The sequence below is a fragment of the Mesorhizobium loti genome, assembly GCA_014189435.1.
Classification (GTDB): domain Bacteria; phylum Pseudomonadota; class Alphaproteobacteria; order Rhizobiales; family Rhizobiaceae; genus Mesorhizobium; species Mesorhizobium loti_G.
Map to the genome: position 1 here is coordinate 2635873 of CP050293.1, position 15102 is coordinate 2650974.

Annotated in this window: 12 protein-coding genes and 1 pseudogene; 6 read left to right on the plus strand and 7 right to left on the minus strand. The window is 60.4% G+C overall.

Annotation, left to right across the window (positions count from 1 at the left end; all coding sequences use genetic code 11):
• Positions 1 to 9: 9 nt before the first annotated feature.
• Together HB777_12760 and HB777_12765 are read right to left on the minus strand one after the other, a co-directional pair.
• Entirely contained in the window at positions 10 to 2607 is a 2598-nt protein-coding gene (locus HB777_12760; protein ID QND64672.1) for a multicopper oxidase domain-containing protein, read from the minus strand.
• 110 nt (positions 2608 to 2717) lie between these two features.
• Positions 2718 to 2921: a heavy-metal-associated domain-containing protein gene (locus tag HB777_12765; protein ID QND64673.1), complete on the minus strand. Its 204-nt coding sequence runs from the start codon at positions 2919 to 2921 to the stop codon at positions 2718 to 2720.
• A 189-nt stretch (positions 2922 to 3110) separates the two neighbouring features.
• On the opposite strand from HB777_12765, the gene HB777_12770 reads away from it, so the two are divergent.
• From HB777_12770 to HB777_12785, 4 genes are all read left to right on the plus strand, one after another.
• A complete protein-coding gene (locus HB777_12770; protein QND64674.1) occupies positions 3111 to 5645 on the plus strand; it encodes a heavy metal translocating P-type ATPase in 2535 nt (844 codons plus the stop codon).
• A 75-nt stretch (positions 5646 to 5720) separates the two neighbouring features.
• Positions 5721 to 6185: a Cu(I)-responsive transcriptional regulator gene (gene cueR, locus HB777_12775; protein QND64675.1), complete on the plus strand. Its 465-nt coding sequence runs from the start codon at positions 5721 to 5723 to the stop codon at positions 6183 to 6185.
• A 49-nt stretch (positions 6186 to 6234) separates the two neighbouring features.
• A complete protein-coding gene (locus HB777_12780) occupies positions 6235 to 7740 on the plus strand; it encodes a multicopper oxidase family protein (GenBank protein QND64676.1) in 1506 nt (501 codons plus the stop codon).
• Positions 7741 to 7746: 6 nt separating this feature from the next.
• Entirely contained in the window at positions 7747 to 8181 is a 435-nt protein-coding gene (locus HB777_12785) for a DedA family protein (GenBank protein ID QND64677.1), read from the plus strand.
• Here HB777_12785 and HB777_12790 read toward each other — a convergent pair.
• Positions 8164 to 8760: a cytochrome b gene (locus HB777_12790; GenBank protein QND64678.1), complete on the minus strand. Its 597-nt coding sequence runs from the start codon at positions 8758 to 8760 to the stop codon at positions 8164 to 8166. The two genes, HB777_12785 and HB777_12790, sit on opposite strands and share 18 nt — an antisense overlap.
• A gap of 60 nt (positions 8761 to 8820) precedes the next feature.
• Between HB777_12790 and HB777_12795 the strand changes: the two genes are divergently transcribed.
• On the plus strand, positions 8821 to 9630 hold the full coding sequence (locus HB777_12795) for a YdcF family protein (GenBank protein ID QND64679.1): 810 nt from the start codon (positions 8821 to 8823) through the stop codon (positions 9628 to 9630).
• 209 nt (positions 9631 to 9839) lie between these two features.
• Here HB777_12795 and HB777_12800 read toward each other — a convergent pair whose 3' ends face one another.
• Both HB777_12800 and HB777_12805 read right to left on the minus strand, forming a co-directional pair.
• Complete coding sequence (locus HB777_12800) at positions 9840 to 10172, minus strand: four-helix bundle copper-binding protein (GenBank protein ID QND64680.1); 333 nt, start codon at positions 10170 to 10172, stop codon at positions 9840 to 9842.
• Positions 10173 to 10217: 45 nt separating this feature from the next.
• Positions 10218 to 10634, minus strand: a complete 417-nt coding sequence (locus HB777_12805) for a DUF305 domain-containing protein (protein QND64681.1) — start codon at positions 10632 to 10634, stop codon at positions 10218 to 10220.
• A 668-nt stretch (positions 10635 to 11302) separates the two neighbouring features.
• Here HB777_12805 and HB777_12810 point away from each other — a divergent pair.
• Positions 11303 to 12043, plus strand: a complete 741-nt coding sequence (locus HB777_12810; protein ID QND64682.1) for a pyridoxine 5'-phosphate synthase — start codon at positions 11303 to 11305, stop codon at positions 12041 to 12043.
• Between the two features lie 105 nt (positions 12044 to 12148).
• Here HB777_12810 and HB777_12815 read toward each other — a convergent pair whose 3' ends face one another.
• Together HB777_12815 and HB777_12820 are read right to left on the minus strand one after the other, a co-directional pair.
• A complete protein-coding gene (locus tag HB777_12815; GenBank protein QND68761.1) occupies positions 12149 to 12817 on the minus strand; it encodes a DUF1007 family protein in 669 nt (222 codons plus the stop codon).
• 136 nt (positions 12818 to 12953) lie between these two features.
• A pseudogene (locus tag HB777_12820) lies at positions 12954 to 14926 on the minus strand (M23 family metallopeptidase).
• Positions 14927 to 15102: the final 176 nt, after the last annotated feature.

Genomic DNA, 15102 nt, shown 5'->3' on the forward strand with positions numbered 1-15102 from the left:
CGGCCGCCGCTAATTGACATCGATGACCATTGTGAGCCCGCCGCCGCCCTTCTCTTCAACATTGTTGTTCGTCGTGTGATGCGGGATGTGGCAATGCAGCAGCCACTTGCCTGGCCGAAGCGCCCGCCACAGGACGTCGAACCTCTGCCCAGGCCCGACATTGACGGTGTCGGCCGTATACCGGGCGTTTTGGGGCAGCGTCGCGCCGTCGATGGCGGCGACCTGGAACGGCCCGCCGTGAATATGCATCGGATGGATGGCGGTGGTGTTGGATCCCACGAAACGGATCTTGAGCAACTGACCCACCTTCATGCTGATCGTGTCCGTCGCGGGGTAAGACTTGCCGTTGATGGTGAAGAAGTTAGGAAAGCCGCCGTCCATCGGCATGGACGGAAAGGTCAGCCCTTCCCGTTTCAGCCATTCCTGGAGTTGAACGGTGTATTCCAGGTCGGCGGTGATTGCGTCAGCCGGATTCTTCGGGTCGATGATCAGCGCGCCATAGAGGCCGAGCGCCTGCTGACGGTCGACATGATCATGGGTGTGATAGAAATATGTGCCGTACTGCTCGACCGTGTATTCGTAGGAAAAGGTTTCGCCGGGCTCGATCGGCTTTTGTGTGACATAGGCCGGGCCATCCATCGCATTGGGCACATCGAGGCCATGCCAGTGCACGGTCGTGCTTTCGGGCAGCCGGTTGGTGACGTTGATGCGAACGCGGTCGCCCTGGGTAACGCGCAGCGTCGGACCGGGAACCTGCTTGTTGTAGGCAAAGGCCTCGACCGTCACTCCGGGCAGAATCGACCATTGGATAACCGAAGCCTCGAGATCGAATACCTTAACGCCGTTCTCGATTCGCGGTTCGAGGACCACGCCTCCCTGAGCTGCGGGATCAGCCTTGAAACTCACCAGCCGCGGATCGACCGCCGCCATATCGCGCATGGCAGCGGCCGGCGTATCGCGATCCATGATCATGCCGGGGGGCATAATGGCTCCGCCGACATCGCGCGCAGACAGGCTCATATTAATCCAGTTCGCAGGTGCGATCATGCCGATCGCAAGCGCCAGCAGGGACACCACCCCAAGGGCAGTGATCTGTGGCGTCGTGGCGTCCGTCTCCATTTGGTGGCCGCCGCTCTTTTTGCCCGTGTGGGAGGCCATGTCATGGCCTTGCGGAGCATGATCGCCAGCGTCAGCATGATGCATTTGCATCTGCGCGTGTTGGCCCTTGGCGGGTTGAGCCTGTGCTGGATGAGAAGCACCATGGTCGTGCTGCCGCATTCCGACACCATGCCCGAAAACCATCTCGCCGCCGTGCCAGCCGGTGTAGCCAAGCAGCACAACGACGGCTGTCGACATCATCAGCCCCCACGGCAATACGGCATCTGCCGGACCAAGGGAAAGGCGCACGGCCACGCTGATTGCCGCGATGGCCAGCAGGATGAGGTTGCCGACGAGATGATAGCGGGCGTGATAGAGCTTGCGAATTGGCGGACTGCCGAGGAAATCCGTCAAGCCGGCGACGGCGGCGGCGAGGCCGCCCACCAATCCCGCCGCGATGAGCCAAATGGAGGCGGTCGCCCAGAAAGGATTGCCATTGATCCAGAAAACCAGATCGGAGAGAAGTCCTCCGACGAACAACCCGATCGGCAGGGGAACCAGCATCGGATGAATGGGATGGCGGCCGATCGTAGCCACGACGGGAAATTCAGGGCGGCCCTGCAACTGCTCTCCAGTGTTGCCGCCGTGATCATGAGAATGATCTTCCGTCACCTCTGCCGGTGCCTTCGCCTGTGCTGATGCCTTCGCCTGTGCAAGTGCCCTTGCTTTCGCCGGTGCTTTCGCAGGCGCGGTCTTCCCGGTATGTCCGGCATGGCCTTCTTCCGCCATGTCGGATGCCCCGCCGTGCGCGTGCTTTTTCTCCTGACCGGGTTCGGCGGTTTGCGGGCGCTGCGTCATCAGCCCATGCTTCAGCTTGCGTGCGACCAGCCAGACATTGGCAGGGTAGGCGAGTGCAAAGCCGGCAATGACGCCGATCGACATCACGCCCCAGAACAGAAGCTCCGTCGGCTCCATCGCGCGCATGTCGCGACCCATCATCAGGAAGCTCATGACCGGGGCCATGCCGGCCATCATGAAATTCATTGAGATGAACTCGGGCAGGAAGCTCTTGCGCACGTTCTCCCAATAGGTGCCGCCCATCATCGATTTCATGAAAAGTGACTGGAAGATGAAAAGCCCGAAGGCGAAGCCGGCCAGATATTCGACGATGAGATCAAGCCACATCGGCAGGCCGAGCGACGCGGTGATCACGGCGGCAAGAATGATGCCGGTCGCATCGCCGGCGACGCAATGAATCGTTGAGCCGACGCCCTGCTTCCAGAGCGACTTGGTGAAGGCCTCATGCCCGCCTGGGCGCGGCTCCTTGTCGGCAAGCACGTAGAGCAGCAGTCCGATCGGACCCATATAGAGGGTCACCAGGATAAACCCCCATTTCATCACCACTGGTTCGGGGTTGTTACGGTATTGATCGAAGCCGACATAGAGCGTCGAGGCGGCGGCAATTGCGAACCAGGCGACGAGAAAATAGTCGATTGGTTGGATAAGCATCAGGGTCCGCCCTTGGTTTCTCGCCGCATTCTATCAGACGGCCCAGCGTACCAAGCCTCAAATGAACGCGGCCGGCGCGTTTATGATCCGCCGGCCGCGCCTGATATCCTTCAGGCCGCCAATTTCTCGTTGTCGTAGCCGGCAGACTTGATGACGTCGCGGATAGCGGTTTCGTCCGCCTTGGTTTCCACGGCGACCATCGATGATCCGAGGTCGACTATGACCTTAGCTGCAGGATCGACACTTTTTACGGCCTTTTCGATCGTGCTGGCACAATGACCGCAGCTCATATCCGGAACTTTCAATTTCAACATGGCAGCTCTCCTTTTTTGCTGATAGACACGTTATGGGGCTTCCCATCGTTGGAAGGTCAAGGGCCTATTTTTTCGTCGATGTAATCGTCGCGGTTGCGTTGGAGTGCTGATCGTATTTTTCCCCTTGACCTTCCAATCGTGGGAACCTTTATATGGTGTGGCAGCCACCCAAGATGGAGTTGCAAACCCATGAACGCCGTTACCCCGCACACGCCAGTCGAACCCGTTTCGGTTCCTGGTTCCAAAATTCAGATCGGCATTGATGGCATGACGTGCGCTTCGTGTGTGCGACGCGTCGAAAAGGCCATCGCCTCCGCGCCGGGCGTCGTCGGGACATCGGTCAATCTGGCGACCGAACGTGCCGAGGTGACTTTCTCCGGCAAGCCGGACCTTGCTCCCGTTATCGCTGCAGTGTCGGCCGTTGGCTACGAGACGCGCGCAGATACGATTGAACTCGCCATCGAAGGGATGACCTGCGCCTCCTGCGTGGCGCGCATCGAAAAGGCGCTGAAGGCTGTGCCGGGCGTAACCGAGGCCAGCGTCAATCTGGCAACGGAGCGTGCCACCGTCCGCATCATCGCGGGCACCATCGAGGCCGCCGCGCTCGAGGGGGCGGTGGCGGCAGCCGGCTACGAAGCGCGGCAGATCTTGCCGGACGCAGACAAGGACCGTGAGCGCGACGGGCGCGAAGCCGAGATTCGAACGCTGGGTCGTTTGCTTGCGTTGGCTGCGCTTTTGACGCTGCCGGTGTTCATACTCGAAATGGGCGCCCATCTTATGCCAGCCTTCCATCACTGGGTGATGATGACGCTCGGCGACTGGAACTGGCGATTGCAATTCGTCCTGACCACGATTGTTCTGTTTGGCCCCGGCCTGCGTTTCTTTAAGAAGGGAATGCCGGCGCTGCTCAGGGGCGCGCCAGACATGAACGCGCTGGTGGCGCTTGGGTCGGGTGCTGCCTGGACCTACTCGCTCGTCGCGACTTTCATCCCCAATGTCCTGCCGGCAGGCACTGCCAACGTCTATTACGAAGCGGCAGCCGTGATCGTGACGTTGATCCTGCTCGGCCGCTATCTCGAAGCGCGGGCCAAAGGCCGGACCAGCGAGGCGATCAAGAAACTCGTCGGGCTGCAGCCCAAGACTGCGCGCCTCGTCAAGAACGGCGTCACGGTCGAGGTGCCGCTCGCCGAGGTGCGGGTTGGTGACGTAGTGGTGATCCGCCCGGGCGAAAAGATCGCGGTCGACGGCGAGATCGTCGAGGGATCATCCTTCGTCGACGAGTCCATGATGACCGGCGAACCGCTGCCTGTCGCCAAGGGTATCGGCTCAGAAGTGGTCGGCGGCACCATTAACAAGACCGGCAGTTTTTCCTTCCGTGCCACAAAGGTCGGCTCGGCAACGCTGCTCGCCCAGATCATCCGCATGGTCGAAGCTGCGCAAGGCTCGAAGCTGCCGATCCAGGCGCTGGTCGACAAGGTGACCGCCTGGTTCGTGCCGGCCGTCATCGCGGCCGCCTTGCTCACCTTCGGCGCCTGGCTTGTGCTGGGTCCGCAGCCGGCCCTGTCTTTCGCCCTGGTCAACGCCGTTGCCGTTCTGATCATTGCCTGCCCTTGCGCCATGGGCCTTGCTACGCCGACCTCGATCATGGTCGGTACGGGCCGCGCGGCCGAACTGGGCGTGCTCTTCCGCAAGGGCGAGGCGCTGCAGACTCTGCGTGATGCTACGGTCATTGCCCTCGACAAGACCGGAACGCTCACCGAGGGCCGGCCCGAACTGACCGATTTCGTCGTGACTGACGGTTTTGTCGAAGCCGACGTTCTCCGGCTCGTAAGCTCCGTAGAGGCCCGGTCCGAGCACCCAGTCGCGGATGCGATCGTGCGGGCGGCCGAACGGCGCGGGCTTGTGCTTGTCGATGTCGAGAATTTCGAGGCCATTCCTGGCTACGGGGCGAGAGCTGTCGTCGAAAGGTACAAGATCGAGGTCGGTGCTGATCGCTTGATGATCAATCTCGGCCTGGACATCTCGACCTTTGCTTCGGCGTCAGCGCGCCTTGCCGACGAGGGTAAGACCCCACTCTATGCTGCCATTGATGGCAGGCTTGCGGCGATCGTCGCCGTTGCCGATCCGATCAAGGCATCGACGCCCGCAGCTATAGCGGCGCTGCATGCGCTTGGTCTTCGGGTCGCCATGGTAACCGGTGACAACCGCCGTACGGCGGAGGCGATCGGGCGGCGTATCGGCATCGACGAAATCGTCGCCGAGGTGCTGCCGGACGGCAAGGTCGAGGCCGTCAAACGGCTTGCCGCCTACGGCGCTCGCGTTGCCTTCGTCGGCGACGGCATAAACGATGCGCCAGCACTTGCGGCGGCGGATGTCGGCATAGCGATCGGCACTGGCACGGACATCGCCATCGAGAGCGCCGATGTTGTTCTGATGTCAGGCGATCTCCGCGGTGTCGCGAACGCGATCGCGCTCTCCAAGGCGACGATCCGCAACATTGGCCAGAACCTGTTCTGGGCCTTTGCCTACAACATCGCGCTCATCCCGGTCGCCGCTGGCGTGCTCTATCCGCTGAACGGCACGCTCCTGTCGCCGATGTTGGCGGCGGGCGCCATGGCGCTGTCCAGCGTCTTCGTTCTGACCAATGCCTTGCGTCTCAGGCGCTTCCGAGCGCCGATCGACGACAGGGTACAGGCCAGCCATTTTTCGGTGCAGGTCGTATGATAGAATTGATGCCGATGCGTTTTGCCCCAAGCTCCGGATCTGATGTCGCCGGGACTGCCAGCCTGGAATGCAATCATGAACATAGGTGAAGCTGCCGCGGAATCAGGCGTCTCGGCCAAGATGATCCGCTACTATGAGTCGATCGGACTCATCTCGAACGCTACCCGCACCGACGCTGGCTACCGGGTCTATTCCGGCGACGACGTTCATACGCTCGGCTTCATCCGCCGGGCGCGTGATCTTGGCTTTTCGGTCGACCAGATGACCGATCTGCTTGCTCTATGGAGCGATCGCTCGCGGGCGAGCGCCGATGTCAAGCGGATTGCGATGGAACATGTCGCCGAACTCGAGCGGAAAATGCGCGAACTCCGCGATATGTCAAAGACGCTGCGGCATCTGGCGGAGCACTGCCAGGGGGATGGTCGGCCGCACTGCCCGATCATCGAGAACCTTTCCAGCGGTCACGAGGCCGGACCAGCCAGGTCGTCCAAGCGCCCGAAGCTCGGCGGCGAGATCGCCAGGCAACGGCAGGCTTTCTGAATCATACCGCGCGCCGACGCGGGCCAGTCTTTGACCTAGGAGACAACAGATGCATCGACGCGCTTTTCTGGCGGCAGGTCTTGTGACGGTTTTTGCGAGCCCGCGCGCCATCGCTCAAATGAAGATGGATGACATGCCCGGCATGGATATGGGCGGTCACGCAGGTCACGATATGGCCGCAGCGCCGCAAGGCGCGGCCGTGCTGCGTGAAGGAGAAACACTTCGCGACTTGCCTCGCCTCGCCAACGATGCCCGCACCCCCGGCCTGTTCAGGGGGAAGCTGACGGCAGAGTCCGCCACGGTGCGTTTTGCGGAAGGGCTGGATACGCCCATCCTTGGCTACAACGGCCTGAGTCCAGGGCCATTGATCGAAGCGACCGAGGGCGACCGCGTCGAGATCACATTCGCGAACCGAATTCCTGAAGAGACGAGCACCATCCATTGGCATGGCATGCCCGTTCCGTCTGACCAGGACGGCAATCCGATGGACCCCGTCGCAACCGGCGCCGACCGCACCTACAGCTTCGAACTGCCCGAAGGAAGCGCGGGTTCATACTGGTACCATCCGCATCCGCACGGCAAGACGGCCGAGCAAGTCTATCGTGGTCTTGCCGGCGCATTCGTGGTCAAGCCGAAGGTCGATCCGATCCCGGCCGCCTATGGCGATACCGTGCTGGTGTTTACCGACCTTCGCCTCGCCGCCGATGGCACCATGCCGGACAACACGATGGTCGACCTGATGAACGGACGCGTCGGCGATCATGTACTTGTCAACGGACAGAAGAATCCTCAGGTAACGGTGCCCTTTGGCACGAAGCGGCGCTTCCGGCTCTACAACGCGACAAACGCACGTTTCCTTCGACTGTCGTTTGAAGCGTCAATGACAGTTATCGGAACGGACGGTGGTCTGCTGGAGACCCCGATCACAGTCGACGAGATCCTTCTCAGTCCCGCGGAACGCCTTGAACTGATCGTATCATTCGACAAGCCCGGCCCCGCCACGCTGTACACGCTCGACTACGATCGCGGCTGGATGGGCGCAGGCCGGCCTGCCGATGCAGGCCTGACACTGCTGACGGTCAATGTTTCGGAGACGCCGGCCGAGCCGGTTCCGCCGCTGCCGGACCGGCTGCGGCCGATCTCGCGGATCGGTGCCCCCGCCGTCAACCGTCGCTTCGTGTTCACCGAAACCATGGCCATGAACGCCAGCGGCATGGAGATGGGGTTCCTGATCAACGGCGCCGCCTTTGACATGGGCCGCATCGATGTCGTCTCGAAAACAGGACAAGTCGAGCTCTGGGAAATTGTCAACAAGGCTGACATGGACCATCCGTTCCACGTCCACGGGACGCAGTTTCAGGTGGTCGACCATGAGCGCGACGGCCAGGTTTCGAAACCGGCCTACCTGGCCTGGAAAGACACCGTCAACGTCGCGCGCGGCGAGACGGTGCGGCTCTTGCTGCGCCAGGACCGGCCGGGGCCACGCATGTATCACTGCCACATCCTGGAGCATGAGCAGCTCGGCATGATGGGCATTGTCGACGTGCAGGCATAGGCCGAGGTGGCGGCGCTCTATAGCGCGCTGTTCGTCAGCGCGTTCCTCGCCGCAACCATCCTGCCGGTCTCATCGGAAGTGGTGCTCGCCGGCCTGATCGTCTCGGGTCGCGGCGATCCGGCGCTGCTCCTTGCGGTCGCCACGCTCGGTAACACGCTCGGCTCCGTGGTGAACTGGATTCTGGGGCGTGGCATCGACTCGCTCCAGACCAGGCGCTGGTTTCCTGTAACTCCCGAGCGCTATGAGCAGGCCAGCCGGACGTTCCGACGCTTTGGCGAATGGACTCTGCTGTTTGCCTGGCTGCCGGTTTTCGGAGATGCTTTCACCATTGCGGCAGGCGCGGCACGCGTGAATCTCGGCGTGTTCGTTGCTCTCGTCGCATTGGGCAAGGCGGCGCGGTACGCGGTTGTCATTGCCGGAGGATTATGGGCGATCGGGTGAGCAGCCGGCTTCATCGCCGACCGCAAGCTGCGCGTCCTCTTCCCGCGAAGCGATGTCCAGCCGCCCAAAGAACATGGTGCGCATGACACCATCGCGAAGCACCAGGAAATGCACAAGCGCAGCCAGGATGTGAACGCCGATAAATCCAAGCATGATCCAGACCAGTTTTGCATGGATGAACGCGAAAGCTCTTGCCGACAGTCCGCCGACGGATGGCGCCAACGGCACATGCAGGTTTCCGAAAAGCCGTGCGGGAGGCATGAAAGGCATTGGCCGGTAGCCGAGCCATCCCGTTATCAGGACGGCAAGGATCATGACGTAGAGAAACACGTGAAAGAAAGCGGTCGCAAACCGCACGGAGCGTGTGGTGTGCTTGACAGGGGGCTGGGTGAAGATGCGCCAGCAAAGCCTGAGGACAATGATGGCAAGGATCGTCACGCCGATCGACATGTGGAGCGGAAGCCAGTTCATCGTCGCCATCCCCGGCCCGTTCATCGGTCCGAAGGCAATGGCGATTTGCGCCGCGAGCGCGATCACGGTCAGCCAATGCAGCAGACGAATGCCGAAATGCCATCGCATGCGAGGACTCTCTCTCACCTCTGAGGCCCGCGGGTTATCAAATTCGCGCGTGAGGGCGTGATGTTTTTCGTCATCTCCAAGCTCATCGAGTTTTTCCTGCTCCCTTCCAATCTTGTCGCGCTCCTCGGCCTGATCGGCATTCTTGCCGTGCTCCTCGGCAGATCTCGCCTGGGACGGGGGTGCATCATAGCGTCGGTTCTCTTGCTCGCCATCTGCGGTTGGAGCCCTCTGGGACCGGCTGCGTTGATGGTGCTGGAGAACCGCTTCCCCCAACCGGTTATCGATGGGCCCGTCACCGGCATCATCCTGCTTGGTGGAGCCGTCGACACCCATATCAGCAGCGACCGCGACACCTTGGCGATGAATGAGGCGGGAGAACGGCTGACGGCGACTGTCGATCTCAGCAGGCGCTATCCGGATGCCAGAATTTTTCTCTCCGGAGGGTCAGGTCATATTCACGGCGCCAGTACACTGACGGAATCCCAGGTCGCTCGCGATATCTTGGTGTCGCTCGGCGTGTCGCCGCAGCGCATCGAGATGGAGGAACGATCGCGAAATACCTGCGAAAACGGCAGGGAAAGCGCCGCCTCGGTTCGACCCAAGCCAGGCGAGATCTGGCTTCTTGTGACATCCGCTAGCCACATGCCCAGGGCGATCGGATGTTTTCGGGCCGCAGGATTTGACGTGACCCCTTATCCGGTCGACTATCGAACGCGCGGCATAGCAGATCTCAAGCGCCCGACTGGTTCGATCGCCGTCGGTCTTGCTGCGACCGATCTCGCCGCGCATGAATGGTTCGGATTGCTGACCTACAGGATTGCCGGCATGACGGCTGAGGTATTTCCTTCGCCCTGGGCGGAGCGCTTGTGACGATGCCTGCGGTGTTCATTCGGTGGCGCAACTTCCGGTTTGGTTCATCTCCCTCGCGGCCTTCCTTCCGCAGCCAACCCCCCGCAGTTGTCTAGGTAGGTGACCACACAGATGTGTTCAGGTAGTTCGCAAGGATGTATGTACCTGGTGACTTCGCGGCAGTGGCAAGAAGGGGCGCTGTAATTCAGCGCCCCGTCTTTAAGTTGTGGCTAACCAGCCATCGTGCGGCAGGCTTCTGCGCATTGCCGGCAAGCGTCGACACACTCCTGCATGTCGCCGAGGCGCTCGCAATCATCCGCGCATTGGCCACAGATCTCCGCGCATTCACCGCAGACATGCTTATGATGCTTCGAGCCGAGCAGCATGAAATGCGCCGATGTTCGGCAGATCTCGGCGCAGGCCATCATCAAGGTGAAATGGTTCCTCTCGGTGTGCTTTCCGCCCATTTCCAGACAATGGCCCATCGCGGTCGAAAGGCATGTTGAATAGCAGCGCAAGCATTCCTCGATGCAGGCCCTCATTTTCGGGCTCAGTTGGTGCATGGCAATTCTCCTTTGAACGTAGGTATCCAATGCGGTCGCGCCTGACTATTTTGCATTGGTCTTGAGCCACTTTGTGTAGTCCTTGATTTCCTTCTTTTGAGCATCAATGACCATCTGCGCCTTTTTCTTAGCGTCGGCATTGTCGCCGTACTTAAGCTCGACTTCCGCCATATCGATCGCGCCCTGATGATGGGCGATCATCCCGCAGATGAAGGCCACGTCAGCATCCTTGGCCTTGATACCCTCCATCATGGCCGGGTCCATCTTCTCCATCGCCGTCATGTATGCCTGATGCGCGTCGTCCATGTCAGCCTTCGACATTTCCATTCCTGGCATAGGCGCCATCTGATCGGCCTGGCGGCATTGCTCGGGCAACGGGGATGCCATTTCCTGGCCAAGAGCGAGCGAACCTGCTCCGGCCAAAAACGTCGCGGTCGCAAGGGCGAGTTTGATATTGTTCATGGTATTTCTCCTATCTCTTGAGTTGATCGCGGACTGCAGCGCGGCTGTTATCCAACGAGTGGGGCGAGCCGCCGGGCGTGGAAAACAGTCCGCTTTGGCGGTCGGTCTAGTCGACCCGTGACCTGAGACGGAGGAAGAGCGCTGGTGTCGCCAGCCCCGTCTGATCTTTGCTGACCAAAAGTTGGCGACAAGCCGCTCGGGGGAATGCCTGCCGTGCAGTGGAGAGATGCACAACAATTGGCGCCGCCAAAAATGTCTTGATGGCAATTGATGGCGGGATAGGCCTCAGACGCCTGGATGTGGGTTGTGACTAATCTGGTCTGCAACTGACCTGAACTGCCGGGCACGAAAACAGCGGCCGCAAACACCACCACAGTGATGCAAATTGCCATAAAGAGTGGGTGTATCTGCTGGAGCTTCGGCACGGTTGGCAAACGGGCAGTTGTCAGTTTGGTTCCCAGGGAAGGGCGGGGAAAGCCCAGCAATTCTCCTCACCCAACCTAGCTAGGCTTGAAGGACCGGAGTGAGACGATGTCGCGCCACCATAGCGACCACTCTATTTTGATGCATCGTCCACGAACTCTTCAGTGTCGGCGGAAGCTCGCAATGCTTACTGTTCCCGTCAAAGGCGGTATAGATGCCCTGCCAAAACACCCGGATCCGAAGCCATGCCTGCGAAGCTTTCCGTCAATCTCAACGCCATCGCCATGCTGCGCAACCGGCGCGACCTGCCGTGGCCGAGCGTGACCGGGCTCGGGCGCTTTGCCCTGGCCGCCGGCGCGCACGGGCTGACGGTGCATCCGCGCCCCGACGAACGGCACACGCGGCATTCCGACCTGCCGGAGATCAGGGCGCTGATCGACGACGAGTTCCCCAAGGCGGAGTTCAACATCGAGGGCTATCCGAGCGAGGATTTCCTGGCGCTTGTGGAAAAGCACCAGCCGGAGCAGGTGACGCTGGTGCCGGACGATCCTGCCCAGGCGACCTCCGACCATGGCTGGAACTTCGCTACTGAAGCGGCGTTCCTGACACCGATCGTCAAGCGCCTGAAAAAGGGAGGCTTTCGCGTGTCGCTGTTTTCCGATCCGAATCCCGAAGGGGTGACGGCCGCGCGAGACACCGACGCGGACCGGATCGAGCTCTATACCGGCCCCTACGGCAGCTATCATTCCGGTCCCGCAAAAGCTGAGAAGGAGCTGGAAAGATTGGGAAAAACCGCTGACGCCGCCCTTGCCGCCGGGCTCCAGGTCAATGCCGGGCACGATCTTGTGGTGAAGAACCTGCCGGCTTTGTTAATGCGCATTCCAGCGTTGGCCGAAGTGTCGATTGGACATGGATTGACCGCCGATGCATTGGAATATGGCATGGCCGGTACAGTCGGGCGGTTTCTGAAAGCCTGCGGCTGGTAGGGCGCTTGCCCGTCAAAGGCAAAGGACTGGGGGACTCAGTTAATCGATGCCTGATCCGCGGCGTCGCGTTCATGTCAGAGCGCTGGCTATGACTCGCGAAACCAGCTAGCCTTTTGCCCTACAGGACAATTCAAGCTTCGTCGCGAATATCTTGCTCATGTCAGTCCCGGCGGGATCGTTGAAAAACGCGTCCGTGAGAGTTTTCTGATTCTGCGAAATGGCCTCGTCGGCATTCGGCCTTATGACAGCGCGAGAGCACGTTGTCGGCAACCGGTCGACCACCAAATTGTCATCCGTCAGAAAATCGATGGCAGTGTAGAAGCTCGGATCGTAAACCCCGAAATCGATCTTTCCAGCAAGCATTAAGGGCTTTTTGGGCTTTGATTCGAATGAGATAATTAACTGGTCATTTTCGAATTTTGTCGTGAGCGATGGTGGAGGATCCATCAAAATATCCTTTCCATCGACCGTTACGAGCTGAAAATATTTGTAATCAGCAAGCGATGCATAGACCGTTTCGGAAACAAGAGTCATCTCTGATTTGTCGAGCTTGAGATCGAGATTCTTGTCGAACTCCATCATCACCGTGCTGGAGAATATTTCGTCGAATCGCCACAAATGCTGCAGTGAGTCTACAGACGACTGGTCAGGGGAAAGGGTGATACTGAGGCTTGCTTCCGCAAAAACGTGTGGGTGCGCGCTTGCCTGGCCCGTCAGGCAAAAGGCTATCATCGGCGCGATTGATGCGATGCTAGATGCCGCTTTGCGATTCATCGGCACACCTCCAAGACGGGAGAGCAAATCTTGGGGCGGATGCGACAAAAGTTTCAACACAAGCTCCCAAGTGAATGGCTCGATTCAAACCTAACAAACTGGGCGTTGGCCGGAGTGTTGGACCTGTCGCAGAATCTTAGCAAATTGTTGCACAGTCATCACCCTTGACGCTCGCTATCCACAAGTGGTCGCTGTCTTGCTGCTTGAGCAGGTCGTCGATGCGCTGGCGCTCGCGGTTGAAGGCGACAAGATCATCGCCCTTCAGCACTTTGCCGACTGGCAGGCGAACGCGCATCGCATCGACCTTGGTGCCGTTGACGATCAACTCGTAATGGAGATGAGGACCGGTGGAAAGACCGGTCGAGCCAAGATAGCCGATGACCTGTCCTTGCCTCACTCGTGCGCCTGGCACGATGCCTTCGGCAAAGGCGTTCTGGTGATTGTAAGACGTCTCATAGCCGTTAGCGTGGCGCAGTATGGTCTGCTTGCCATAGCCGCTTGCCCATCCGGCCTTCTCGACGACGCCGTTTCCGGCGGCAATGATCGGCGTTCCGATTGGAGCTGCCCAATCTGTTCCGGTATGCATTTTGACGTAACCTAGGATCGGGTGACGCCTAAGTCCAAAACCAGAGGTAAATCTGCCATTGGGAACCGGGTTGCGCAGCAGGAACTGCTTGGCGCTGCTGCCGTTCTCGTCGTAATAGTCGGTGCTACCGTCCTGCATCTGGAAGCGGTAGAAATTGTGGACGGTGCCACCAAAGGTCGACGAAACATAAAGCAGTTCGGACTCGTCGGACGCATGGTCGTCGCTGTCCGGTTGCGAGAACAGCACATCAAGGCGGTCCGACGGATTGAGCCGCGACTGGAAGTCGACATCAGACGCCAGCAGCTTGACCAGTTGCTGCGTCATCTTTTTCGACATGCCGTAGGAATAGGCGGCGCGGTAGATGCCATCATAAATGTTCGGCAAATTGCCACGCACCACCACCGGCGGTGAGTCGTCGAACGCCGTCAGCAATTCGGGATTGGGTTCCGGCTCCTGCGCAGGCACATACTGGCCATGATCGTCGAGCGCGATGGTGACGATGTGCTGGGTCTTGTCGTAGACGCTGGTGCGAACGACCTTGGCGGCGTCGCCATGCACCTCAAGCCCGACGCGCAACACTGTTCCCGCCTTGAGCGCCGGCGCATTGAGCAGTTTGGCGATCGCCTCGGCCATGCCGGTGGCGTCCTGGCCCGTGTAGCCCGAATCAGCGAAGGCCTCGGTAATGTCGAGGTCCTTGGTGAAGGGAATGATCTCCTCGGCGAAAGCCGGCGTCTGATCGTCGGCAACGGCCCGCGGCGACACCGAAACGTTTTCCGGCACTACCTTAACGTCGTAGGAGCCGGCCATGCTTTCGGCAAAGGCCTCGCCGAATCGCTGCGGGTCGACATAATGCAGCGACGCCACTTGAACCGCGCCCTCGCTCAGACCTGCGCCGGCGCCGCGCACCACCTTTTCCACCTCGTCGGCTGACAGGTCGCTCTTTTCATCGAAGGACGCCGTTTCGATCGGGAAATCGACGGTCTTCAAGCTCATCTCGCTTTCGACCTTGGCACCATAGATCTGGCTGACGCCAGCGTCGGTGGGTGGCGGCTGCGCGGCGCCGTCGTCAGCAAACACCTGCATCGGGTCAAAGGGCGGGTAGGGGCGGTTGGTCGTGTGTCCGGCGGCAAGCGACATCTTGATCTGCACGAAGGGCATGGTGTGGATGACGTCGCGGTCGCCAACCTTGGTCACCATCGACACTTCCATGCGCCGGCGGTCCTTTGCCTTGGCGATCTGCCTTAGCGCCACCAGCCTGGTCGTCTTGGCGACTTCACCGGAATCGCCGCCGTTTTCGACGTGGGCCAACTCGGCGATTTCGGGCGGGGTCGCCAGTTGCTGGTGGCCATCAACCGCTGCGAACAGTGCCACGCCCATCAGCACACTCGAGGTCACGCCAGTAAGAAAAGTGCCCGACAGCCAGCGCGCCGAAATCTCGCGCCGGTCAGGGGGCGGCTGCGGCCACCCGCGACCAGCGGCGGCTCATTGCCGAGCGCAGCGATGACATCGACCGTGTCGTGCATTCAGAAAGGCGCTTCTTACCCGGGCGGAACGGCTTTTTGCCGTGTTTGAGCCGAAACAAGTGCCTGTCACGGCTGGCAAAGTCAACGACGCGGCTGACCAAAGCGGGACTCTGTTGGTTCGGCCTCATCGTCTAGATCGGTTTCCGATGGCAATGAGGCGGCAGGCTAGGTCCAAA